Annotated in this window: 19 protein-coding genes and 1 pseudogene; 10 read left to right on the top strand and 10 right to left on the bottom strand. The window is 66.6% G+C overall.

The features are described from left to right. Nucleotides 1–133: 133 nt before the first annotated feature. The 3 genes from AC5Y7E_RS17450 to AC5Y7E_RS17440 all read right to left on the bottom strand — a co-directional run bounded on the left by AC5Y7E_RS17450 (nt 134) and on the right by AC5Y7E_RS17440 (nt 1,583). Nucleotides 134–388: a hypothetical protein gene (locus tag AC5Y7E_RS17450; protein ID WP_499949998.1), complete on the bottom strand. Its 255-nt coding sequence runs from the start codon at nt 386–388 to the stop codon at nt 134–136. 54 nt (nt 389–442) lie between these two features. Then, entirely contained in the window at nt 443–1,105 is a 663-nt protein-coding gene (locus AC5Y7E_RS17445) for a cutinase family protein (protein ID WP_499916345.1), read from the bottom strand. A 61-nt stretch (nt 1,106–1,166) separates the two neighbouring features. Further along, nucleotides 1,167–1,583, bottom strand: a complete 417-nt coding sequence (locus AC5Y7E_RS17440) for a DUF3253 domain-containing protein (protein ID WP_499949997.1) — start codon at nt 1,581–1,583, stop codon at nt 1,167–1,169. A 40-nt stretch (nt 1,584–1,623) separates the two neighbouring features. Between AC5Y7E_RS17440 and AC5Y7E_RS17435 the strand changes: the two genes are divergently transcribed. Further along, entirely contained in the window at nt 1,624–2,697 is a 1,074-nt protein-coding gene (locus AC5Y7E_RS17435) for a spore photoproduct lyase family protein (RefSeq protein WP_499949996.1), read from the top strand. Between the two features lie 15 nt (nt 2,698–2,712). Here AC5Y7E_RS17435 and AC5Y7E_RS17430 read toward each other — a convergent pair whose 3' ends face one another. Next, nucleotides 2,713–3,486, bottom strand: coding sequence for an enoyl-CoA hydratase/isomerase family protein (locus tag AC5Y7E_RS17430; protein ID WP_499949994.1), 774 nt, complete (start codon nt 3,484–3,486; stop codon nt 2,713–2,715). A gap of 59 nt (nt 3,487–3,545) precedes the next feature. Then, nucleotides 3,546–4,568: a YihY/virulence factor BrkB family protein gene (locus AC5Y7E_RS17425; RefSeq protein WP_499949993.1), complete on the bottom strand. Its 1,023-nt coding sequence runs from the start codon at nt 4,566–4,568 to the stop codon at nt 3,546–3,548. A 137-nt stretch (nt 4,569–4,705) separates the two neighbouring features. Between AC5Y7E_RS17425 and hrpA the strand changes: the two genes are divergently transcribed. From hrpA to AC5Y7E_RS17410, 3 genes and pseudogenes are all read left to right on the top strand, one after another. Continuing rightward, on the top strand, nt 4,706–8,614 hold the full coding sequence (hrpA, locus tag AC5Y7E_RS17420) for an ATP-dependent RNA helicase HrpA (protein WP_499949991.1): 3,909 nt from the start codon (nt 4,706–4,708) through the stop codon (nt 8,612–8,614). 85 nt (nt 8,615–8,699) lie between these two features. Next, nucleotides 8,700–9,329, top strand: a pseudogene (locus AC5Y7E_RS17415) (aromatic-ring hydroxylase C-terminal domain-containing protein); the annotation flags it as partial. Between the two features lie 59 nt (nt 9,330–9,388). Continuing rightward, nucleotides 9,389–10,366: a DUF1444 domain-containing protein gene (locus AC5Y7E_RS17410; protein ID WP_499950087.1), complete on the top strand. Its 978-nt coding sequence runs from the start codon at nt 9,389–9,391 to the stop codon at nt 10,364–10,366. Between the two features lie 31 nt (nt 10,367–10,397). Here AC5Y7E_RS17410 and AC5Y7E_RS17405 read toward each other — a convergent pair whose 3' ends face one another. Continuing rightward, nucleotides 10,398–10,580, bottom strand: coding sequence for a hypothetical protein (locus AC5Y7E_RS17405; protein ID WP_499916333.1), 183 nt, complete (start codon nt 10,578–10,580; stop codon nt 10,398–10,400). A 134-nt stretch (nt 10,581–10,714) separates the two neighbouring features. On the opposite strand from AC5Y7E_RS17405, the gene zwf reads away from it, so the two are divergent. Continuing rightward, complete coding sequence (gene zwf / locus AC5Y7E_RS17400) at nt 10,715–12,214, top strand: glucose-6-phosphate dehydrogenase (protein ID WP_499916331.1); 1,500 nt, start codon at nt 10,715–10,717, stop codon at nt 12,212–12,214. A 25-nt stretch (nt 12,215–12,239) separates the two neighbouring features. Here the strand turns inward: zwf and AC5Y7E_RS17395 are convergent, their stop codons facing one another. Then, a complete protein-coding gene (locus AC5Y7E_RS17395; protein WP_499949990.1) occupies nt 12,240–13,163 on the bottom strand; it encodes a class I SAM-dependent methyltransferase in 924 nt (307 codons plus the stop codon). A gap of 118 nt (nt 13,164–13,281) precedes the next feature. On the opposite strand from AC5Y7E_RS17395, the gene AC5Y7E_RS17390 reads away from it, so the two are divergent. Beyond that, the gene (locus tag AC5Y7E_RS17390) at nt 13,282–14,163 is read left to right on the top strand and encodes an HpcH/HpaI aldolase/citrate lyase family protein (RefSeq protein ID WP_499950086.1); all 882 of its coding nucleotides are present in this window, start codon (nt 13,282–13,284) and stop codon (nt 14,161–14,163) included. Between the two features lie 115 nt (nt 14,164–14,278). Further along, nucleotides 14,279–15,511 (top strand): osmoprotectant NAGGN system M42 family peptidase, encoded by a 1,233-nt coding sequence (locus AC5Y7E_RS17385; protein ID WP_499916329.1) that lies wholly within the window; start codon nt 14,279–14,281, stop codon nt 15,509–15,511. Between the two features lie 203 nt (nt 15,512–15,714). On the opposite strand, the gene AC5Y7E_RS17380 is transcribed toward AC5Y7E_RS17385, so the two are convergent. After that, nucleotides 15,715–16,908, bottom strand: coding sequence for a pentapeptide repeat-containing protein (locus AC5Y7E_RS17380; RefSeq protein ID WP_499949989.1), 1,194 nt, complete (start codon nt 16,906–16,908; stop codon nt 15,715–15,717). A gap of 191 nt (nt 16,909–17,099) precedes the next feature. Continuing rightward, nucleotides 17,100–17,783 (bottom strand): GAP family protein, encoded by a 684-nt coding sequence (locus AC5Y7E_RS17375; RefSeq protein WP_499916325.1) that lies wholly within the window; start codon nt 17,781–17,783, stop codon nt 17,100–17,102. A 268-nt stretch (nt 17,784–18,051) separates the two neighbouring features. On the opposite strand from AC5Y7E_RS17375, the gene AC5Y7E_RS17370 reads away from it, so the two are divergent. Then, entirely contained in the window at nt 18,052–18,813 is a 762-nt protein-coding gene (locus AC5Y7E_RS17370; protein ID WP_499949988.1) for an SDR family NAD(P)-dependent oxidoreductase, read from the top strand. Between the two features lie 31 nt (nt 18,814–18,844). On the opposite strand, the gene AC5Y7E_RS17365 is transcribed toward AC5Y7E_RS17370, so the two are convergent. Then, nucleotides 18,845–19,498 carry a biliverdin-producing heme oxygenase gene (locus tag AC5Y7E_RS17365; RefSeq protein ID WP_499949986.1) on the bottom strand — a complete coding sequence of 218 codons (654 nt, stop codon included), beginning with the start codon at nt 19,496–19,498 and terminating at the stop codon, nt 18,845–18,847. Nucleotides 19,499–19,639: 141 nt separating this feature from the next. Between AC5Y7E_RS17365 and AC5Y7E_RS17360 the strand changes: the two genes are divergently transcribed. After that, a complete protein-coding gene (locus AC5Y7E_RS17360) occupies nt 19,640–21,925 on the top strand; it encodes a SpoIIE family protein phosphatase (RefSeq protein ID WP_499949985.1) in 2,286 nt (761 codons plus the stop codon). Between the two features lie 93 nt (nt 21,926–22,018). Then, nucleotides 22,019–22,228 carry a hypothetical protein gene (locus AC5Y7E_RS17355; RefSeq protein WP_499949983.1) on the top strand — a complete coding sequence of 70 codons (210 nt, stop codon included), beginning with the start codon at nt 22,019–22,021 and terminating at the stop codon, nt 22,226–22,228. The last annotated feature ends 10 nt before the right edge of the window (nt 22,229–22,238 follow it).

The following is a 22,238-nucleotide window of genomic DNA, read 5'->3' as shown; positions in this document are numbered from 1 at the left end:
GTTGACGTCGCCATTCGCGGAATCAGCGGTGTCAGCAACCGGTTCGCCGGGGTCTGTTCGGGGCGACGGATGCGCTGGCCATCGAAAGCGTTGTGCGTCAACGACTTCCGGCTCGGCGCCTACGGCGGCGCCGCTAGTTCTCCGAGTTCGGCGTAGGGCTTTGCGCAGATTCCCACTTCGCCTCGAGTGATCGTTTCACCGGGGTACCGGCCGCCAGCTCGAGCTGAAAGGTCTCGCCGCCGTCGGTCTCGAACGTGATGAGATACCCCGCGTCGCTGGGATCCTTGAAGACGACTTTGTAGGGCCGTTCACCGGAGCCGCGGTCCACGGAAATGATGTCGCCGGGGGCGACGTCGTCGATCGGGTCGTTGCCGGAGACTTTGGACATACGGTCGACGTTAGCCGAAGGGGAGAGCGGCAACGGCGAGAGGAGCGGGCGCTGTCAGGCGCGCGGCGCACCCTGGTTGACCTTGTCGGCCGCAAAAGTCGCGGCCTGCGCGGTCATCCCGGTGTCGATGTAAGTCACATGCGCGATGATGTTGCCGCCGCCCGAGCAGATCGGATCGTCGGGGGCGCACACGCTGGTGACCTTGGCGCCATAGGCCGGGTTGATCGTCGGCAGCGGCTGGCCGCCCCAGAGCATGCTGGAGAACTGGCTGGTCGGCTCTCCGAAGAGGGCGACGGCGGCGACATGATCGGCCACCGAGGGCGGCATCGCGTTGGTGGCCAGGTCGATCACCGTCGAGCCCTGGGAGTAGCCGCCGAGCACGATTCGCGAATTCGGGCAGGTGGCCACGACGTTCTGGATGTGCGCGCTCGCGTCGGCGGACCCGGCGTTGGCGCTGTTGTGGTAGTCGTCGTTGGCGGGGTAGTTGACCGCGTACACATCGACGGACTTACCGGGGAGTTGCGACGTCAGCGAGTCGACGAACGCCTGTCCGATGTTGCCGAGGCCGGGCTCCTGATGGGTGCCGCGGGCGAAAACCACCGAGACGTCCGAGCACCCATCGGCGACGGCGGTGGGGATCGCGAAGGGTGCACTCAGCAGCGCCCACGTCGTCGCAACCGACATACCAACCCAGCGAGCAAATCTGCGTGCACTCATGCCGAGATCCTGTCATATCGTCGGCGGCGGCGGTCCCGGCGGTTGGCGCAACCAGTCATAGTCAAGGCCCGGCGCGCCGGATGCGAATGGCGCCAGTCCATTCGCCGTCGGGGTCGACGACGTTGCCGCGTTGCGTGATCTCCACGTCGCCCGATCGGGCGAGCCGGCGGGCGGCCTCCCGCGCGTCGTCCATCAGTTCGCGCCAATTGTCGCCGCCTACCGCACGGGCGGCGTCGGACGGGCAGATGCTGCTCTTCGGGCCACGATGCTCGACCAGCGCGCGGATCGACGACTCTAGCCGCTGTCTCATCGGCCCGTCGCCGAGGGCGATCTTGGCATGCTCTGCGCCTCGGCCGCCGCCGCTTGACACCCGCCCCAACTCGGCACGCAATCGTTCGCCCACCCCACCAGTGAAGGCCACGGCGCCGCCGGTTCGCCACTTGGAACCGCGCCCGGCGCGCAGGCGTTGAATGAGCATGCCGCCCACTCTTGCAAATGACGCGCATCCGGCGCACCGAGTGCCGGCCGATCTCGCAGATCGGCTCCTCGACATCAAGCGGATCTACCACGAGCCCGACATCGACCGGTTTGCCCGTGCGCGTCAGGTGCTGGACCGATTCCCCGACGCCGAACGCATTCAGGTCGCCTCGCACCAGGCGATACCTGGCCTGTACGGCAACGAGGGAAACGTGGAGGACTGGGTTCGCATCAAACGGGAAGTGCTCGTCCTGGGTGAGAAGAAGAGTCTCTCGGCGCGACGCAACGAGCGGTCCAGCGATTGGATCGCGCCGTCGACGGCCAACGGTTGCGCGATGGCGTGCTCTTACTGCTATGTGCCGCGCCGTAAGGGCTACGCCAACCCGATCACCGTGTTCGCGAACATCGAGAAGATCACCGGATACCTCGAACGGCACGCCGCCCGCCAGGGGGTCAAACCCGAACCCAATCAGTGCGACCCGGTCGACTGGGTCTATGACATCGGCGAGAACAGCGATTGCTCGGTCGATGCGCTGGTGTCCGACAACGTGCGCGACCTCGTCGAGCTGTTCGCACGCATCCCCAATGCCAAGGCCAGCTTCGCGACCAAGCTGGTCAACCGCGACCTGCTGAACTACGACCCGCAGGGCGGCACTCGCGTGCGCTTCAGCCTGATGCCGGCGGAGGCGTCGCGGCTGGTCGACATCCGCACCTCCAAGGTCGCCGACCGCATCGCCGCCATCGACGACTTCGTCGAGGCCGGCTACGAAGTGCATCTGAACCTCAGCCCGGTCATCGTCTACGACGGCTGGCGCGACGACTGGGCCGAGCTGTTGCAGCAGGTGGCCGACAACACCAGCGAGCGCACCAAGCGGCAACTCGCGGCCGAGGTCATCTTCCTGACGCACAACCAGGGCCTGCACGACGTGAACCTCGGCTGGCACCCGAAGGGGGAGGAGTTGCTCTGGCGGCCGGATCTGCAACAGCTCAAGCGAAGCCAGAGCGGACAGTGGAACGTGCGCTACAAGAGCCCGTGGAAGGGCCGCTGGGTGCAGGACCTGACCGACCTGCTCGCGGTCACGCTGCCGGGCTGCCGGCTGCGCTACGCGTTCTGACACTCCGACCGTCCCTCACCGGCCGCGCCACTGCGGTTTGCGCTTCTCGGCCCAGGCCTGAAGCCCCTCGGCGACGTCTTCGGTCGCGCCGGCGACCTTGCGCATGGTCTCGCCGAAGCGCACGGATTCGATCCAGCCCATGTCGGCGGTTCGCCACGCCACTTCTTTGGTCGCCCGCTGCGCCAGCGGTGCGGCCTCGGTGAGGGTGCGGGCCCACGCTTGGGCTTCGGCCTGCAGTTGGTCGGGCTCGACCAGCTTCCACACCAGACCGATTTCCTTGGCCCGTTCGGCGCTCATGGGCTTTCCGGTCAGCAGCAACTCCATGGCGTTGGCCCAGCCCACCCGATGCGGCAGACGGATGGCTCCGACGATGGTGGGCACCCCGATCGATACCTCGGGGAAGCAGAACGTGGCCTCGGTGCTGGCGATGACGAAGTCGCAGAACAGCACCCCGGTCACTCCGTAGCCGATGCACGGACCGTGCACGGCGGCGACGGTCGGCTTGAACAGCTCCATGCCGGATTCGAAGGAGTTGATGGTCGGCTTCTCCCAAAAGGTGCCGCCGAACGTGCCGACCGATCCTTCGCCGTCCTTGAGGTCACCGCCGGCACAGAAGACGCCGCCATTGGCCGTCAGGATCCCCACCCACGCGTCCAGGTCGTCGCGGAAGCGATCCCAGGCGGCGTTCAGGTCTTGGCGAAGCGCGCCGTTGATGGCGTTGCGCGCCTCGGGGCGGTTCAGGGTGATGGTGGCAATGTGGTCTTGCAGCTCATAGGTGACCAGACTCATCACTGCAGACTATTGCGCCGTGCCCACGCCCTACTGGTAAGCCGGTGAAAAACCCATTCTCAGGGTGTGCGGGGTCGGTGAGAGTCGTGGAATGCCTCAAGTCGCTCAACGGTTTTCGCGGGCATCCGCCTGATATCGTCGAACCGCACGCTGACCCGCTCGAAGGCTTTGACGCGCTCGGCTTTGACCTTTTTGGTGTAGGTCCGCCGATCCGCCGTCGTCAGATCCGCGTCGTCGCTGAACGCCCCGAGCAGCGCGCGCGGGTAGAGCCGCTCCACCAAGACGACATTGACCTCGGCGCACATCACCAGCGCCACCGACGCGAGGAACAGGAACGCCAACGCCCCCAACACCAGTGCGAACACACTGTTGGTGGCGCTGGCCCTTTTCACGGTGTGCGCCACATAGCCGGCCCCGAACCACTGCAGCATCTGCCAAATGAGCGCTGCGGCAACCGCTCCCGGCAGCACTTGCCGGTACGTCAGGGCGCGCGCGGTCGTCACGCGGAAGGCAACGAGGCAGATCACTGCGTTGATCGCCACCGCGGCCAATACCAGGCCGATCTTGCTGAAGACTCCCAGCGCTGTGGTGGCGTGGCCCGCCGCACCCAACACGGTCGCCGCGATCGCGGCCGAGCCCAGCACCAGCAGCAACAGCAAGCTGCGCAACCGGGATCGAATAGGGTTGGGGCGCTTGTGCTTCGGCACCGCCCACACCGTGTCCATCGCGTTCTGCACCGCCTGTCCGACGCCCAGACCGCCGTAGAGCGCGCCGAGTAGGCCCACGGCCACGCCCACCACTCCGCCGCTGAGGCCCTGGGGGTGGTGCAGCTGGTCGCCGATTACCGGGAACTGACTCAGGGTGCTGCGCAGCACCTGTGCCTGCAGATCCGGCCGGCCGGCCAGCACCACCCCCAAACCGGTGGTCAACAGCAGCAACAGCGGAAACAGCGACACCAGCCCGTAGTAGGTGATCAGGGCGGCGAGGTAACCGCCCTGGTCGTCGTTGTATTTGTAGACGACACCGACTATCACGCCGACGACTCGATTCCGTCGCTGCAGCCTGTCCAGCCAACCGACCATCGCCGATCACTTCCCCCGCAAGCCGGCATCCAATTCGATGCACTCGCCACCTGATACCCGTATTCGGCGGCCATCAACCCGGCCCATGGGTGGACGCGTTGCGGTATACGGCCGAGTGGATGCCTATTCTGTGCGGAGTGGCCGAACCGTCTGCGGCGCAGTTGCGCACACAGCTCGACGGAGTGACGCTGCGCGATGCCGCCCGATTCGGCCGGCGCCTGAAGAACCTGCGCGGCGCCTCACCCGAGAAACTGCGGCTGCTGGCCGACCAGATCGCCGCGGCGCAGGCCGTGGTCGCCACCCGCCAAGCCGCCGTACCGACCATCAGCTACCCCGACTTGCCGGTCAGCGAACGGCGGCAGGAAATCGCCGAGGCGATACGGGCGCATCAGGTGGTGGTGATCGCCGGGGAAACCGGTTCCGGAAAGACCACCCAGCTGCCCAAGATCTGTCTCGAGGCCGGCCGTGGGATCCGCGGAACCATCGGGCATACCCAGCCCCGGCGGCTGGCCGCCCGCACGGTGGCCCAGCGCATCGCCGACGAGCTGGGCGCCCCGCTGGGCGACATAGTCGGCTATGCCGTGCGGTTCACCGATCAGGTCAGCGACCGCACGCTGATCAAGCTGATGACCGACGGCATCCTGCTCGCCGAGATCCAGCGCGACCGCCGCCTGCTGCGCTACGACACGCTGATCCTCGACGAGGCCCACGAGCGCAGTCTCAACATCGACTTCCTGCTCGGCTACCTGCGGGAGTTGCTGCCTCGACGCCCCGATTTGAAGGTGATCATCACCTCGGCGACGATCGAGCCGCAGCGCTTCGCGGCGCACTTCTGCAACGCTCCGATCATCGAGGTGTCCGGGCGGACGTATCCGGTCGAGGTGCGCTACCGGCCGCTGGAGGTTGTCGTGCCTTCGGCCGCCGATGACGACCCCGACGACCCGGACCACGAGATCGTGCGGACCGAGACCCGCGACGAGGTCGAGGCGATCGTCGACGCCATCGCCGAACTCGAGGCCGAGCCGCCGGGCGACGTCCTCGTCTTCCTGTCGGGGGAACGCGAAATCCGCGATACCGCAGAGGCTTTGGGCGGAGTCGAGCACACCGAGGTGCTCCCGTTGTACGCGCGGCTACCCACCGCGGAGCAGCAGAAGGTGTTCGCGCCTCATGCCGGGCGGCGCGTCGTGCTGGCGACCAACGTCGCCGAAACGTCGCTGACGGTGCCCGGGATCCGCTACGTCATCGACCCTGGCAACGCCCGCATATCCCGCTACAGCCGGCGCCTGAAGGTGCAGCGGCTGCCGATCGAGCCCATCTCGCAGGCGTCGGCCGCGCAGCGCGCCGGCCGGTGCGGCCGCGTCGCGCCCGGCGTGTGCATCCGGCTCTACTCCGAACAGGATTTCGCGGCGCGGCCGCGCTACACCGAGCCCGAGATCCTGCGGACGAACCTGGCCGCCGTCCTGTTGCAGATGGCGGCCCTGCAGCTGGGTGACATCGAGGAGTTCCCCTTCCTCGACCCGCCGGACCGCCGCAACGTCCGCGACGGCGTCCAGCTGCTGGTCGAACTCGGCGCGTTCGACCAGCATGGCGCCATCACCGACCTGGGCCGTCGCCTGGCGCGGCTGCCCGTCGACCCGAGGCTGGGCCGGATGATTCTGCAGGCCCAGGCCGAAGGGTGCGTGCGCGAGATGCTGGTGTTGGCCGCGGCGCTGACGATTCCGGACCCGAGGGAACGGCCCAGCGACCGCGAGGAGGCGGCGCGCGCAAAGCACGCCCGGTTCGCCGACGAGCACTCCGATTTCATGTCCTACCTCAATCTGTGGCGTTATCTGCGCGAGCAGCGCAAGTCGCTGTCCGGCAATGCCTTTCGCAGGATGTGCCGTTCTGAATTCCTGCACTATCTGCGGATCCGCGAATGGCAGGATCTGGTGGGGCAGCTGCGCAGCGTCGCGCGTGACTTGGGCATCGTCGAAGACGCCGCGTCGAAGGAGCCGGCGGATCCCGCTCGGGTGCACGCGGCGGTACTCGCCGGGCTCTTGTCGCATGTCGGCATGCGCCGCGAAGACACCCGCGAGTATCTCGGCGCGCGCAACTCGCATTTCGTGCTGGCTCCCGCCTCGGCGCTCACCAAACGGCCGCCCCGCTGGGTAGTTGTGGCGGAGCTGGTCGAGACCAGCCGGCTGTACGGGCGAACCGCCGCCCGCATCCAGCCCGAGGTCGTCGAGCGCGTCGCCGGCGAGTTGGTGCAGCGCACCTACAGCGAACCGCACTGGGACGCCAAACGCGGCGAGGTGCTGGCCTACGAGCGGGTGACGCTGTACGGGCTGCCGCTGGTTGCGCGTCGCCGGGTGGGATACGCCAGGGTCGAACCGGCGGTGGCGCGCGACCTGTTCATCAGGCACGCGCTCGTCGAGGGCGACTGGCAGACCCGCCACCATTTCTTTCGCGACAACGCGAGGCTGCGGGCCGAACTCGAGGAGTTGGAGGAGCGAGCCCGCCGCCGCGACCTGCTGATCGGCGACGACGAGGTCTGCGCGCTCTATGACGCCCGCATTCCCGCCGATGTCGTTTCCACCCGGCACTTCGACGCGTGGTGGAAAGAGCAGCGACACAAGACACCAAACCTGCTGACCTTCACCCGTGCCGACTTGCTGCGTACCGACGACACCGCAGGCAGGGATCGACCGAACACGTGGCGAACGGGCGATGTCGGGCTGCCCCTGACCTACCGGTTTGAGCCCGGTGCCGCCGACGACGGGGTCACGGTCCATGTGCCGATCGACGTGCTGGCGCGGTTGGGCGGCGACGAGTTCGCCTGGCAGGTGCCGGCGCTGCGCGAGGAGCTGGTCACCGCGCTCATCCGGTCACTGCCGAAAGACTTGCGCCGCAACTTCGTTCCCGCACCCGACACTGCCCGTGCGGTGCTGGCGGCAATCGACCCGACCGGTGAGCCGGTGCTGCCGGCACTGCAACGCGAATTGCGCCGTCGCAGTGGAATTCTGGTGCCGACCGACGCCTTCGAACTGGACAAGCTGCCGCCGCACCTGCGGGTGACGTTCGCGATCGAGGCCGGGGACGGCACCGAGGTGGCCCGCGGCAAGGATCTGCGGGCGCTGCAGGAACGGCTCACCGCCCCGACCCGCCGAGCCGTCGCGCACGCGGTCGCGGGCGAGCTGGAGCGGGCGGGCGTGCGCGGCTGGCCCGACGACGTCGACGAACTTCCCCGCGTCGTCGAACGCTCGATTGACGGACGCACCGTGCGGGGCTATCCCGCATTCGTCGACGTGGGCGGCGCCGTCGACCTTCGCGTGTTCGCCACGCCGGCCGAGCAGGACGAGGCGATGGGACCCGGCATCCGGCGGCTGATGCGGCTCAGCGTCGCCTCACCGGTGAAAGCCATTGCGCGGCAGCTTGATCCACGTACCCGGCTGGCTCTCGGCGGCAATCCGGATGGTGACCTGTCCGCGCTGTTGGACGACTGCGCCGACGCGGCGACCGACGCTATCGTCTCGGCGCCGGTGTGGACGCGCGCGGAGTTCGTCGCGCTGCAGCAGCGGGCCGGAAAGTCCCTGCTGCCCACCACCCTCGACATCGTGGGCCGCGTCGAAAAGGTGCTCGCCGCCGCTCAGGAGGTGCAACTGTCGATGCCCGCGAATCCTTCGCCCGCCCAGATCGACGCGGTCGCCGACATTTGTGCGCAGCTGGATCGGCTGTTGCCGGCCGGTTTCGTCACCGCCACGGGGCCCGCGCACCTCGCCGACCTCCACCGCTACCTACTTGGGATCCGTCGCCGCCTCGAGGGGCTGCCCCACGCCCTCGGGGCCGATCGGGAGCGCATGCAACGGGTGCACGCCGTGCAGGTCGCCTACGACGAACTGGTGCGGGAGTTGCCGCAGCCGGCGAAGGCTGCCGCAGATGTTCGCGATATCGCCCGGCAGATCGAGGAACTCCGGGTGAGCCTGTGGGCCCAGCAACTGGGCACGCCGCGTCCGGTCAGCGAGCAGCGGATCCGCCGCGCAATCGACGCGGTGCGCGACCGTTGGTGATTGTTTTCCCCGCCACTTTCAACCTATCGCGCATATGGGGGCTTGCCGCAAGACCCCGGTGATGATGCAAATCGCTGTCCTCGAGCAGAATTCAAGCGGATCGGGGTGGCGAAGTAGATGTTTCGGGGTCAGCGGAACGTCGCCCGAGAGCCTCCTGGACAGCTACCACGCCGAACGGCACCCGGTTGCCCAGCGCGTGCTGCGCAATGCGTTGGCGCAGATGACGCTTCTTCGCCCCGACGAACGCACCAAGGCACTGCGCGACACCGTGTCCGACCTTCTCGGCATGGACGAACCGCGCGCATGCTTCGCCGCGATGATGTCCGGCCTGGATATCGCTTGCGACCCGGGTGGGGGACACCCACTGCTGGGCCGCAGGATGCCCGACCTGGACCTGGTCACCGCCGACGGGCCGCTGCGCGTATTCGAGCTGCTGAGAGACGCCCGCCCGCTGCTGCTGGATTTCGGGAACACCGACGGCATCGACATCGAGACCTGGGCCGACCGGGTCCGGGTGGTATCCGCGAAAAGCATTGCCCCATGCGTGCTTCCGGTGCTTGGCGCGGTCAGCGAGCCGCCCGCCGTGTTGATCCGGCCGGACGGCCACGTCGCCTGGGTCGGCGCCGACACCGACCCGCCGCTGCGCGACGCGCTTGCCACCTGGGTCAGGGCAGGCGCCCCGACGCATGGCCAACTCCCGCAGCGGAAACGGTGACTTGTATCGGCCGACGCAGCGTGTAACGTGCGTGTTCGCTGTTCGAGATCAGGAAGCAGCTGAACATGGCAACCGACCAACCGCCGACCCCGCCCATGGATTGGGCCGAGGCCGGTCCCTTGCTGCGGCCGGTACTGCGTCCGCAAAGCTACGTCAACCATTTGGTCAACGCCGGGGCGCTGCCCTGGGTCCGTCCTGTGTTCCCGTTCATCAACGAGATGGTCGTGGTCGACCTGCCTACGGTGCGGGCCATGGTGACCCCGGCGGAGACGGACGCGTGGGGCATCAGCGGCGATCAGGCCTTCGCGGCGGCCAGGGAGAACCTTTCCGCGCATCGGCAGGCCTTGCAGCCGGGCGAGAAGTTCCTGTTGAAAGACGCCGACGGCGGCACCTATGTCGATTCGATGATCCTGGCGACCGGTTGGCTCGCCTCACTCGCGGTGGCGGACGGCCCCCGTCCACTGGTCTTTTTCCCGGGCGACGGCGTGTTGATACTGGGCACCGACGCGCCCGACAATGCCGCGGACCTCTTCGAGGTCGCCGAGCAGATGTACCTCGACGCCGAGCAGCCCATCTCGCCGCAGGGCTACACGATCGAGGGCAGCGTCATCGCGCCATTCGACCAGGCCGGCCCGCACCCGTTGCGCGATCTGGCGTTGAGAGCTCGAACCCTCTTGGCCGCAAAGGAATACAACCACCAGACCGAGTTCTTGCGGGAGCACTATGAGCGCGAGTTGTTCCCGCAGTACGTCGGCGACGCGCAGATCATCGAGACGGCGTGGGGCCGGCGCACCACGGCGGTGTGGGGCCAGGGCATTCCGTGGGAGCTGCCGCAAACCGATTACGTGACGTTTTTGGTCGGTGACCCGTCGAATGTGTCCGACAAGTTCACCGTGCCGTTCCCGACCGTGGTCGATGCTGTGGGCATTCTTCCCGTCGCGGGAATCAACCCGGTCCGCTACCGGGCCGACGAATGGCCGAAGGCCGAGATGCTGGCGACGCTGAAGGCCCACGCCGTCGACCTACCGAGCGAATGACGATGTGCACGGGAGCCGGGCCTGCGACCCGCTAGTCCGGCGGCTCGCTGGTGGTCCCGTGGGTAGCCGCTTGTTCCCGGTCGCTGCGGTTGCCGGGAACACCTTCGGCTTCGCTTTCCTCGGTAACCTTCTCCTCGAGCTCATCGACGATGTTTTCCAGCTCCTGAGCGCGGCTCAGCGGGTCTTTGTCGGGTTTGGTCATGTCGCTTTCCATTGGCCTGGGTGGGGGATGGGCTCCGGCGACGGGCGCCCCCGCTATTCCATACCCGATCACGCGTTCGCTAACCAGATACGGGAGCAGTCAGAACATACGAGACACAGCGCCGCCGCGGTGGAATCATCGCAAGAGTGGCTACCGAGAAACCTCAGACCATCGCTTATCCCGCTGCCGACGCCCGCAAACGTCGTCACCAGCCCGATCGGCTCGACCCGCACGTCATCGTCCTTTTCGGTGCGACGGGCGATCTGGCGAAGCGAAAGCTGATTCCCGGGCTGGCCTACCTGAATCAATCCGAGTTGGCGCCCGACATCCAAATCATCGCGACGTCGCTGGAAGACATCAGCAGCGACGAATTCCGCGAGCTCGCCAAGAACGCGATTGACGAGTTCGGCACGCACAAGCTCACGTCTGAGCAGTGGGCCAGCTTCGCAAAGATCATCTGTTACGTGCCGCAGGGCGCGGGACCGGAAGCCCTCGCCGAGGCGGTCGCCGAAGCCGAAGACAATCTGGGCCACGATGTGCGGCGGCTGCACTACTTGTCGGTCCCCCCCAAAGCGGCGCGCGACGTGATCACCATGCTGCGCGACGCGAAGCTCGTCGAGCGCTCCCGGGTGGTGATGGAGAAGCCCTTCGGCACCGACCTGGCCAGCGCGGTGGCGCTGAACGACTTCGTCCACGAGACATTCGAAGAATCCCAGATCTTCCGTATCGACCACTTCTTGGGCAAGGAAGCCGCGCAGAACATTCTGGCGTTCCGCTTCGCCAACGGCCTGTTCGAGCCGATCTGGAACCGCAACTTCATCGACCACATTCAAATCGACATTCCCGAGGCCCTGGGTTTGGATCAGCGGGCGAACTTTTACGAAGAGACCGGCGCCTATAAGGACATGGTGGTGACCCACCTGTTCCAGGTGATGGCGTTCACCGTGATGGAGCCGCCGACGGCGCTCGAACCGTTCGCCATCAGCGAGGAGAAGAACAAGGTCTTTCGGTCGATGCTGCCGGTCAAGCCCTCCAACGTGGTGCGCGGTCAGTACAGCGGTTACCGCGACGAGGACGGCGTGGCAAAGGATTCCGACACCGAGACGTTCATCGCGCTCAAGGTGGGGATCGACAACTGGCGATGGGCCGGAGTGCCCATCTACTTGCGCACCGGCAAGAAGATGGCAGAGGGCATTCGCGTCGTTTCGATCGCGTTCAAGGAGGCCCCGCGAACGATGTTCCCGCCTGGATCCGGCGTGGGCACTCAGGGCCCCGATCACCTCACGTTCGACCTTGCCGACAACTCGAAGGTTTCGCTGTCCTTCTATGGCAAGCGGCCCGGGCCGGGCATGAAACTGGACAAGCTGTCCATGCAGTTTTCGTCGCAGGAGATCGACACGGTCGCGGATGTGCTGGAGGCCTACGAGCGTTTGATTCTCGATGCGATGCGGGGCGACCACACGCTGTTCAACACCGCGGAAGGCATCGAATCATTGTGGGAGCGTTCGGAAGATCTGCTCACCGATCCGCCGCCGGCCAAGCTGTATCAGCCGGGTACCTGGGGTCCGAACGCCATTCACCAATTGATCGCACCCAACGCGTGGCGGCTGCCGTTCGAGCGCGAGTGGCGCGAAGCCAAGTCGTAGCGAAAGCGCTCGACGACCCGCGGCCTCAGGCTGATTCGGCGCTGAGGTAACTGATCGCGTGACGGAATTGCTTCAGGATTTCGTTGTCGGGCAACACGAATCCGTAGTCGGCGTACACCTGTTCGGTCGGTCGGCGCGTGACGTTCCAGCCGGTGGCGGCCAGGTGCTCAGCGGCCGGGCGGCGCTCCCCGAGCCAGACGAGCTCGGCGACGTCGATGTCCAGTCCGTGCTGCCGCCAGGCGCTGCGCATCGCCCGTGCTCGTTCGTCGGTGAAGACGCTCATGTCGGTGATGTTCTCGGTGGCCAGCCGGCTGCCCGGGGCACTGAGCGCGGTGATGTTGTCCAGCAAGCGGTCCTGGGCTTCGGGCGGCAAATAGGGCAGCAAGCCCTCGGCGATCCAGGCGGTAGGGGTGTTGGCGTCAAAGCCGCTGTCGCGCAGCGCCGTTGGCCAGTCATCGCGAAGATCGACAGCGACGGTCCGGCGCTCGGCGGTCGGTTCGGCACCGATCTGGGCAAGTGTGTCGGACTTGAAGGCGATGACCTCGGGCTGGTCGACCTCGAACACCACGGTGCCGGAAGGCCATGGCAACCGATAGGCCCGCGCGTCCAGCCCGGCGGCCAAAATGACGGCCTGCCGGATTCCGGCGGCGGTGGAGGCGCCGAAGAAGTCATCGAAGAATCTGGTCCGCACCGTAATCTGCTCGCGTCGCTGCTGCAGCGTCATCGGCATGTCGTCGGTGTCGAGCGGGATCTGGCCATCCAGCATGCGGGTGAAGAACGGATGCCCGACCGCCCGCACCAACGGCTCGGCGAACCGGTCGTCAAGCAGGGCGTCCGGCTCTCGGGACGCCAGCGCCCGGGAGGCCGCCACCATCGTCGCGGTCGCCCCCACGCTGGAGGCCAGGTCCCAGCTGTCGCCCTCGCTGCGCGCCGAGCCAAATGATGACATCCGCTTCCCCTTCCGCAATTCACCCGCCGCGTCGACCAATTCGCCCTCGACGCCGCTCACCACCGGCAACTACACCACCGGTACCGAAGGGTACTTTCTGGCTATGCCACGCGCACCAATGACACCTACCCTGCGCCCGCGTCGATCCGCCCTGTACCTGCCCGGCAACAAGCCCCGCGCGCTGGAGAAGGGCAGATCGCTGCCGGCGGACGTGCTGATCTTCGACCTTGAGGACGCGGTGGGACCAGACGCGAAAGCCGAGTCGCGGACAACGGTGTGCGAGGCGATCTCGTCGGAGAGCTACCGGCCCCGCGAGGTCCTCGTGCGTATCAACGCCTTGGACACCGATTGGCATGACGACGACCTGGCCGCCGTGGCCGCGTCGACGGCCGACGGCGTGCTGGTGCCGAAAGTCGAGACAGGTCAACAGGTTCAAGCGCTGGCCGATGCGCTCGATGCCCTGGGGGCGCGGAAGTCGTTGCAGCTGTGGGTGATGATCGAAACACCCCGGGCCTTTCTGCGGGCCGAGGAAGTCGCGTCGGCCAGCGATCGCCTGGCCGGATTGGTCGTGGGCACCAACGACCTGGTCAACGAGCTGCACGGCCTGCACGTCCCCGGGCGCGCACCCGCCGTGCCCGCCCTCGGCCTCGCCATATTGGGAGCCAGGGCGGCCGGAAAGGTGATCCTGGACGGGGTGTTCAACGACATCACCGACGAGGCCGCATTCCGGGCCGAGGCCCGGCAGGGGCGCGCGATGGGATTCGACGGCAAGACCCTGATCCACCCGTCGCAGATCGGCCCCGCCAACGAGCTCTTCGGTCCGTCCGCTGCGGAGGTGGACGACGCCCGCAAGATCGTGTCGGCCTACGAGCAGGCGCAGGCCGCCGGAACGAGCGTGATCACGGTGGATGGCCGCATGATCGAGAGCCTGCACGTGCGCGACGCCCAGCGAATCCTCACCCTCGCGGATCTGATCTCCGAGCTGGAAGCCGCCTCCTAAGGCGATGCACATGTCGGATGCGTCACTACGGGTGGGTGACGGCAGCCCGCGACGGGCATTCGGGGCCGGCCACACGGTAGGTTGAACGCGTCCCGACGACTCGAGAGGAGATGACGTGGGCCAGTCCGTGGCCATGGCCGAGGCCGACCGCGCGTGGATGATCGACACGCTGCTCGCGCTACTGCAGACCCCGAGTCCAGCGGGCCGCACGGACGCGGTGATGCAGGTGATCGGCGACATCTTCGATGACTTCGGGGTGCCGTTCACGCTGACCCGGCGCGGCGCACTGACCGCCGAACTGCCGGGCGAGTCGGCGACGATCGACCGGGCACTCGTGGTGCACTCCGACACCATCGGCTGCATGGTCAGCGAGCTCAAGGACAACGGCCGCCTCGAATTGGTCCCGGTCGGCACCTTTTCGGCGCGCTTCGCCGCCGGCGCCCGGGTGCGCATCTTCATCGACGACCCCGACGAGTTCATCACCGGCACGGTCCTGCCGCTCAAGGCGAGTGGGCATGCGTTCGGCGACGAGATCGACACGCAACCCACGAACTGGGAGCACGTCGAGGTCCGTATCGACCGCAAGGTGTCCACGCGCGAAGATCTGGTTCGGCTCGGCCTGCAAATCGGTGACTTCGTGGCGCTGATCACCAGCCCCGAGCTCACCGCCGACGGCTTCATCGTCTCTCGCCACCTCGACGGGAAGGCGGGCGTCGCGATCGCGCTCGCCTTGGCCAAGAATTTCTCCGAGAACAAAGTGGTGCTGCCGCACCGCACCACGATCATGGTCACCATCACCGAGGAGGTCGGTCACGGAGCCAGCCACGGCCTGCCCGCGGATGTCGCCGAGCTCGTCTCGGTGGACAACGCGGTGTGCGCGCCCGGCCAGCACTCGCTTGAGGACGGCGTGACGATCCCGATGGCCGACATGCACGGCCCGTTCGACTATCACCTGACCCGAAAACTCTGCCGGCTCGCACATGAGCGGGGAATTCCGTTCGCCCGCGACGTTTTTCGCTACTACCGGTCCGACGCCGCGGCGGCTATCGAGGCCGGGGCCAATACCCGGGCCGCGCTGGTGGGCTTCGGCGTCGACGGCAGCCATGGTTGGGAACGGACCCACATCGATTCGCTGGAGGCGGCCTACCACCTGCTGCATGCGTGGCTGCAGACCCCGTTGACGTTCGCCAAGTGGGACGCCAAGCCCAGCGGCAGCCTGCGCGACTTCCCCTCGTCAGAACAGCCCGCACCCAGCGAGCGGTGGGTGCCGCTGTCCCGCGGCGATTTCGAGAGCCCCGGCGACGCTTCGCCCGGGACACACTGGCCGCCGGAGGGACCGCAAGCCTGAGGCGGCACATCTGCGCCCAGACGATCTTCGTCGGCAAGTACGTCGAGTTGCCGGCGTTGCCGTCGACCATGATCGCAACTTTGGATCACATCTCACCTATGCCGTGGTGACTCGTCATCGAGCGCTAGGAGATTGCAGCTTCGCCAAACTTAGTCAGCCTCAAGAAGACCTGCGTCGTTGGGACGGTCGGGATCCAGGGATTTTCAAACCTCAAAGATCCACGGCCGCAATGCGCTCCGCATGCTCTCCTCGCTCCAGCGATCCTCAAGATCGACGACATGAGTGTGATGGCCGTCGACCGCATGGTCGAATACACCTGTGCTAACACCAGGTTCGCGTAGCAGCAGGAGCGGCAATCCCTTGCCGTAGGCCATTCCCGCTTCAACGTGTGTCCATGGGGTGGTGCCCGCTGATGCCCCAGCAGGATCGGCGCCACTGTGCCGCAGTCCAAGCACCACCATGCCGGCGCACCCGTCCAAACGGCGGGCGATCTCGGCTAGGGCTGACGACGGTGGGTAGTCGTGACGTGGCAGGGCCTCGAGGAGCAGACCCTCGCGGGCGAATAGCTCGGCGAGGCGCTCGCACACCGAAACTTGCGCCGGGTTTCGCTCCGATGGCGCGCTAAGAAAAACATGCGGACGCTTGGCTGCGGGTTTTGCAGGCGCTGGTGCCGGGTCCTTCGAGTCGAATTTCGTTTCTTCGTTTGCGAGGTAAGGCATCAGCTCTTCGGGGATGTTGCGGGCACCGGCAAAAGATGCACCGTGCAGTAAAGCACCCTTGAAATTCGCGCCAAAAAGGTCCGCTTCGAAAAAGGTCGCGCCTTGAAGCTCCGCGTCCCGAAGCACGGTTCCCTGAAGCCGCGCCTGATAAAACTTGGCGCCTTGGGCCTTAACGCCCCTCAGCGATGCTTCGCTGAGATCAGCACGGTAAAAGTCTGCCCCCTTGAGTGAGCCGCCGTGTCCCTTTGGCTTAAGAGGGCCGCCCTCTCCCAGGTATGCATCTTGCAGGTTCGTCCGCTGTAAGTCCTCCTCATCGAGCGTTTTGGCGTGGGCCAGCCCATCGGCTAGGAGCTTCTGCAGATTGCCTCGTGGGACACCGCGAAGGACCGCCGCCATGACGTTCTGGGCCTCCCTGGCGTACGGTGCGCGGCGCCGGAACAGGCCGTCCCGGATACCGAATTCGCTCGACGGGTCCAGGAACCGGCGTAGGAAAATGGCACCGGCAAGTCGGCGCTCTGCATCCTGGGCAGCGAGAAGACCGATGACGTGAGTGAACGCAGAACGGATGGCCGACAGCTTCGCCCTACGGTTCTGGTAACCGACCACGCCGAGCACGGCCACCGCTGCGGCGACAACGACCGAAGCCGTCGAGACTGCACCTCCAACATCGACCGCCACGACACATCCACCTCCCACGCGCTCTTGGCCTCGGTGCATCATCGCACTACTTGACAGCGTGCAGGACCAGAAGAGGTGTTGGAGCGCTATGACTCGCCTCAGAGGAACTCGCCTGTCATCCCGAAGTGGAGCTTGATCGGGTTTACGGCGGAAGAAGAATCGCTCTGTGAGACATCAGAAGTCGCCGTGCGTCACCAGAGCGCACTGTGATTGACCAGCGCATCGGCGATGAGCCCGGTTCCGAACACCAGGAACAACAGCCGCACCGACATCGGGCCATAGCGGGTGAGGCCGCGCACGATCGCGCGCTGAATACGCTTGGCTCGCATGGTTTTTCTCATCGACAGGATGAGGATCAGCAGCGGCGGCGATAGGGCGATCGCCCAATAGGCGATGACGACCAGTGGCCAGAGCGGCGGTCTCGGGTGCAGCGCGGCGATCATTGCCAACCCGGTGAGGTAGGGCACCGCGGTCGGTGCTTGGCCGCTACCCACCGCCAACCCCAAAAATCCCAGCAGCCACGGGCGTTGCCGCATTGCGGCCAGCGCCCACCCCGGTGCCGAGGATTGGGCGGTCAGCGGGAAATAGGCCAATCCGATCAACACGATCCCCAGCAGCAGTTCGCCACGGAAGCGAATCGCCGGTGTCAGGTGAAAGTCAAGCATCTCGGTGATGAAGCCGATGCCCAGCACGGTGCACATGCCGAACGCGGTCGTCACCGCGAACACGCCCGCGATGTAACTCAGGGCGCCGGGAATTGGTGACCGACGACCCAGTCGGCTGTCGAAGATGACGGCCGAGACCACTCCCAGGTTGAGCACGTTCAGCGAGTCGAGAAGCGCCAATCCGGCAAGTGCCAATGCCAGAGCCGCCACGCGTCTGTACCGGCCCTAGCCTGCGGATTCCCCGGCGGCCGGCAACTGGCCGCGCGCTGACCACGAGATCGAAGCGGCGATCATGGTGCAGACTCTAGTTCGAGTGAGGAGTCGCCCGCTGAGGCTGCCCGTTCGCAGTCAAGCGGTGACATCACAAGATGGAGGGGCGCGGGCGCGCGAAGCCGGCCAAATAGCCTGGCGGGTAAGTAAAGTAAGCAGGCTTCGGATGACCGAACGCCGCCCGTCGCGCCGAGCTCAGGAGAACTGAATGGGATTGCTCGACCACAAGACCGCGGTCATCACCGGTGCCAACTCGGGCATCGGCCTGGCCACCGCTCGGCGGTTTCTCGCCGAAGGCGCCGATCGGGTTTTCATCACGGGCCGACGCGAGCCCGAACTCAATGATGCGGCAAAGCAATTGGGGCCGCGCGCCACCGCAGTAACCGGTGATGTCGGATCGCCGGAAGATCTCGATCGGCTGTACGCCGAGGTTGCGGCCGCCGGTCAGGGCCTCGACATCGTGATGGCCAACGCCGGTTCGACGAGGGTGGCGCGGCTGGGGGAGATCACCGACGACGACCTCGACGCGCTGTTGACCACCAACGTCAAGGGAGTCGTCTACACCGTCCAGAAGGCGCTGCCACTGCTCAACGACGGCGCCTCCGTCATCCTGACCGGCTCTACCACCGCCGATCGCGGCCGCGCCGGACTGAGTATCTACGCCGCCACGAAGGCGGCCGTGCGGTCACTGGCGCGTGCCTGGGCCAACGAACTCGCCGACCGCAGCATCCGGGTCAACGTCATCGTGGCCGGGTCCACCGCCACCCCCGGAAGCGACGCGCTGGCCGCGCAGACCGATCCCGAGGCGTCGGTCGAAGAATTCCGCGCCGGGCGCATCGCCACGATTCCGCTGGGCCGCTTCGCCGATCCGACCGAGATCGCCAATGCCGCAGTGTTTTTGGCCAGCGATCTGTCCAGCTTCAGCACTGGATCAACCGTGACCGCCGACGGCGGGTTCAATCAGGTTTGATGCGTCCGCTGGGCTCGCGCATCGACGTGCGTCAGCGCTGATGGTCCACGATGACGCCGGCCAATTCATCGAAGAGCGCCTGGTTCAGGCCGAAGGCGAACTTCACCTCGGCGACGATGCGATCGATTTCGGCGGCGTCGGTGCTGAGTGCGTCGAGGCGAGCCCGGTAAGCGTCCTTGTACGGTTTGGGCCGCACCGGAAATTCGTAGAACGCCAGGCCGGCGCCGCGCAGCCCGAACGTCCGGTCCAGGATTTTGCCGATACCCCGGCCTCCGGAGAGGTCCCCGAGATAGCGCGTGTAGTGGTGTGCGACCAGCGCACCGCCCCACGTGAGAGCACCGAGCCGCTCGGCGTAGGCCACCGCAGCGGGCGAGTCGACTTCCCGTTCGGCACCTTGGGGCAGCCAGTGTTCGAGGTCGGCATCGAGAGCCGTCAGGCGCTCCAAGGCCGGGTCGTACACGGCGGCCACCATGGAATCCTCGCGGCGGGCCCGCACGGCTTCCTCCAGGGCCGCGTACACCACGCGCAATCGCAGCAAGTAGTCGGAATATCCCGCCGCGGCGATCCGGCCGGCGAGTAGTTCGGACATGAACGGGCTCTGCTCGGCGGCGTCGTGTTCGGCCGCCGAGCCCTCCTTCATCGCGACCGAAAGGCGGCGGCTTGTTGGGACGGCGATCGAGCGCATGACCTGCTCAGATTACATTGGTGATCGCGGCGGCGGCGGTTACAGCGGCGGATGCGAATCAGCGCGCGCCACAATCGCGACACACATTGATAGCGTGGAGGTCTGGCTGCCACCCCTCGCAAATCCGATCAAGCCGCTCGCGTGATCAGCGACGAGCGGCTCGTCCGGCCATCGGTGCCCGCGAATCAGCCGATCGAGGGTCTCGTGCCGGTCGGCACCCCGATCGACCTGGACAACTGTGCGCGTGAGCCGATCCACATCCCCGGCAGCATCCAGCCGCGCGGTGTGCTCGCGGTGGTGCACGAGCCGGCCTTCGAGGTGCGTCAGGTCAGCGCCAACGTCGTCGACCTGCTCGGCCGTCCCGTCGAGACCGTGCTGGGCCGGCACCTGTCGGCACTGATCGGTTCCGAGCAAGCGGCCCGCGTCGAGCAGGCCGCGGCGACCTTCGGCAGTCTGCGCCAGCACAACCCGCACGAGTTGACGATCGAGGTCGCCGGGGAGTCGCGGGCCTTCGACGCGATCCTGCACCGTGAGCCGGGCGGCGTGCTGTTGGTGGAACTCGAGATCGCTTACGGGGAGCGGCCGTTCTCGTTCCCTAACACGTATCAGGCGGTCCGCAGTGCGGTGGAGGAGTTGAATCGGGCCGCCACGCTGACCGAGCTGTACGCCACCGCCGCGCGCGCCGTACGCGACCTGACCGGCTTCGACCGGGTGATGGTCTACCGCTATGACGAGGAGTACAACGGCGAGGTCGTGGCCGAGTCCAAACGCGACGACCTCAACTCCTTCCTCGGCCTGCACTACCCGTCGACCGATATTCCGGCGCAGGCGCGCGCACTGTACGAGAAGAACTGGATTCGGCTGATTTCCGACGTCGGATACACCCCGGCACCGCTGGTGCCGAGCGTCGACCCGGTGACCAACGCGCCGCTGGACCTGACGTATGCCACGTTGCGCAGCGTTTCGCCTATTCACATCGAGTATCTGCAGAACATGGGTGTGCACGCATCGATGTCGATCTCGTTGCTGCGGCAGGGGCGGCTGTGGGGGCTGATCGCCTGTCACCATTACGCAGGTCCGCACCTGCCGCCGTTCGGCACGCGGGTGGCGGCCGAGTTCCTCGGCTCGACCCTGTCGCTGCGACTCGTCGACCGATTCGAGGACGAACAACTACACAAGCGGCTGGCCGCGCAGGCCGTCGTCGCCAAGCTCCTCGCCGCCACGCTGGACGATGGCGAACCGCTGTCGGAGGCGCTGCTCGGCGCGCCCGACCTGCTCGACCTCGTGCCCGCCGACGGCGTGGTCATCGACATCGGGGGCGATCTGCGGATGCGTGGCTCGGTTCCACCACCGGACATCGTGGCGGCCGTCGCCGCCTGGGCGCGTGACGTGGACGACGACATCGCGAGCAGCGAGTGCCTGTCGGGCGCGCTGCCTGAACTCGATCTCGATCCCCAGGTGGCCGCCGGGGCGCTGGTGCTCAACCTGCCTGACGGGCAATACGCCATCTGGTTCCGGCGGGAAGTGCTGCGCTCGGTCGATTGGGGCGGCGACCCATACAACAAGGCGATCGCGGGCAGCGAGGATGACCAACTTCGGCTCAGCCCGCGCAAATCGTTCGACCGCTGGCGCGAGATCGTCCACCAGCGCAGCGAGCCGTGGTCGCAGAGCGAGACCGAATCCGCGGTGTCATTGCGGCGCCACCTGGTCGAGTCGCTGTACCGCCGCACGCGGGGAGCGCTGCGCGTGGCCGAGACGCTGCAGCGCAGCCTGCTGCCCGAGTCCATCCCGGCACTCGAAAATTGGGAACTGTCCGCCCATTACGAGCCCGCCTCAGGGGACAACGTCGGGGGCGACTGGTACGACGCGTTCGAGCTGCGCGACGGCCGGCTGATCGTGTTGATCGGCGACGTGGCAGGGCATGGCATCGCCGCGGCCGGCACCATGGCGGCGCTGCGCAACGCCCTACGCGCCCAGTTGTTCGCCGGCGCCACACCGGCCGAGGCGCTACAACAGCTCAACGACTTCTGCGTGCACATGCTGCGCGGAGCCTTCGCCACCGTCATTGCCGCGCGGGTCGACCTCGGCTCGGGTCGGGTGGAGGCGGCGTCCGCCGGTCACCTGATGCCTTACCTGACGAACTCCCGCGCGCCGGCGGTCCCGGCACCGATCAAGCTCTCGCCGCCCATCGGCGTCAAAGGTGTCAGCTACGCCCCCAGCGCTTTCACCATCGAACCCGGACACGGCTTGGTCCTGTTCTCCGACGGCCTCGTGGAACGCCGGGGCGAATCGATCGACGACGGGCTCGATCTTCTGGCCGAAATCCTCGGCCGCGCGCATGATTCGGCGGCGACCCAGATCTGGACGGCGATGGCATCGGGCCATACCGACGACGACGTCACCATCATCACGCTGCGCCGCCCCTGAGCTCTCGTTAAGCGCTTCGTGTATCGGTGCCCAAACCGGTGGCGGTCATCTACAGTTCGAAACCTAGCGAACCGCAACCACCAAGGACGTGAGATGGCGAAAAGTGTTGCGCCCAAAAACGACAACGAGAACATTGTCGTCGATTTCATACATGCCGCCTACGGCCAGAGCATGGACGTGAACGCCATGAACGGCGTCGCGGTCACATTCCACGTCACCGCGCTGTTCGAGCTTCGCGACGGCGCGATCACGCACTGGCGCAGTATTGGGACACCACTCACGTCGCGCGACAACTCGGGATAGATCCCGCGCT

Source organism: Mycobacterium sp. NGS17 (assembly GCF_059813205.1).
This window is presented reverse-complemented; position numbering and strand designations above follow the sequence as displayed.

Excerpts from the sequence above, each read along its gene's own strand:
- AC5Y7E_RS17390 (WP_499950086.1), top strand. The coding sequence starts at position 13,282 with ATGACACCTACCCTGCGCCCGCGTCGATCCGCCCTGTACCTGCCCGGC.
- AC5Y7E_RS17445 (WP_499916345.1), bottom strand. The coding sequence starts at position 1,105 with ATGAGTGCACGCAGATTTGCTCGCTGGGTTGGTATGTCGGTTGCGACG.
- AC5Y7E_RS17395 (WP_499949990.1), bottom strand. The coding sequence starts at position 13,163 with ATGTCATCATTTGGCTCGGCGCGCAGCGAGGGCGACAGCTGGGACCTG.
- AC5Y7E_RS17425 (WP_499949993.1), bottom strand. The coding sequence starts at position 4,568 with ATGGTCGGTTGGCTGGACAGGCTGCAGCGACGGAATCGAGTCGTCGGC.
- AC5Y7E_RS17365 (WP_499949986.1), bottom strand. The coding sequence starts at position 19,498 with ATGCGCTCGATCGCCGTCCCAACAAGCCGCCGCCTTTCGGTCGCGATG.
- AC5Y7E_RS17370 (WP_499949988.1), top strand. The coding sequence starts at position 18,052 with ATGGGATTGCTCGACCACAAGACCGCGGTCATCACCGGTGCCAACTCG.
- AC5Y7E_RS17450 (WP_499949998.1), bottom strand. The coding sequence starts at position 388 with ATGTCCAAAGTCTCCGGCAACGACCCGATCGACGACGTCGCCCCCGGC.
- AC5Y7E_RS17355 (WP_499949983.1), top strand. The coding sequence starts at position 22,019 with ATGGCGAAAAGTGTTGCGCCCAAAAACGACAACGAGAACATTGTCGTC.
- AC5Y7E_RS17440 (WP_499949997.1), bottom strand. The coding sequence starts at position 1,583 with ATGCTCATTCAACGCCTGCGCGCCGGGCGCGGTTCCAAGTGGCGAACC.
- AC5Y7E_RS17405 (WP_499916333.1), bottom strand. The coding sequence starts at position 10,580 with ATGGAAAGCGACATGACCAAACCCGACAAAGACCCGCTGAGCCGCGCT.
- AC5Y7E_RS17430 (WP_499949994.1), bottom strand. The coding sequence starts at position 3,486 with ATGAGTCTGGTCACCTATGAGCTGCAAGACCACATTGCCACCATCACC.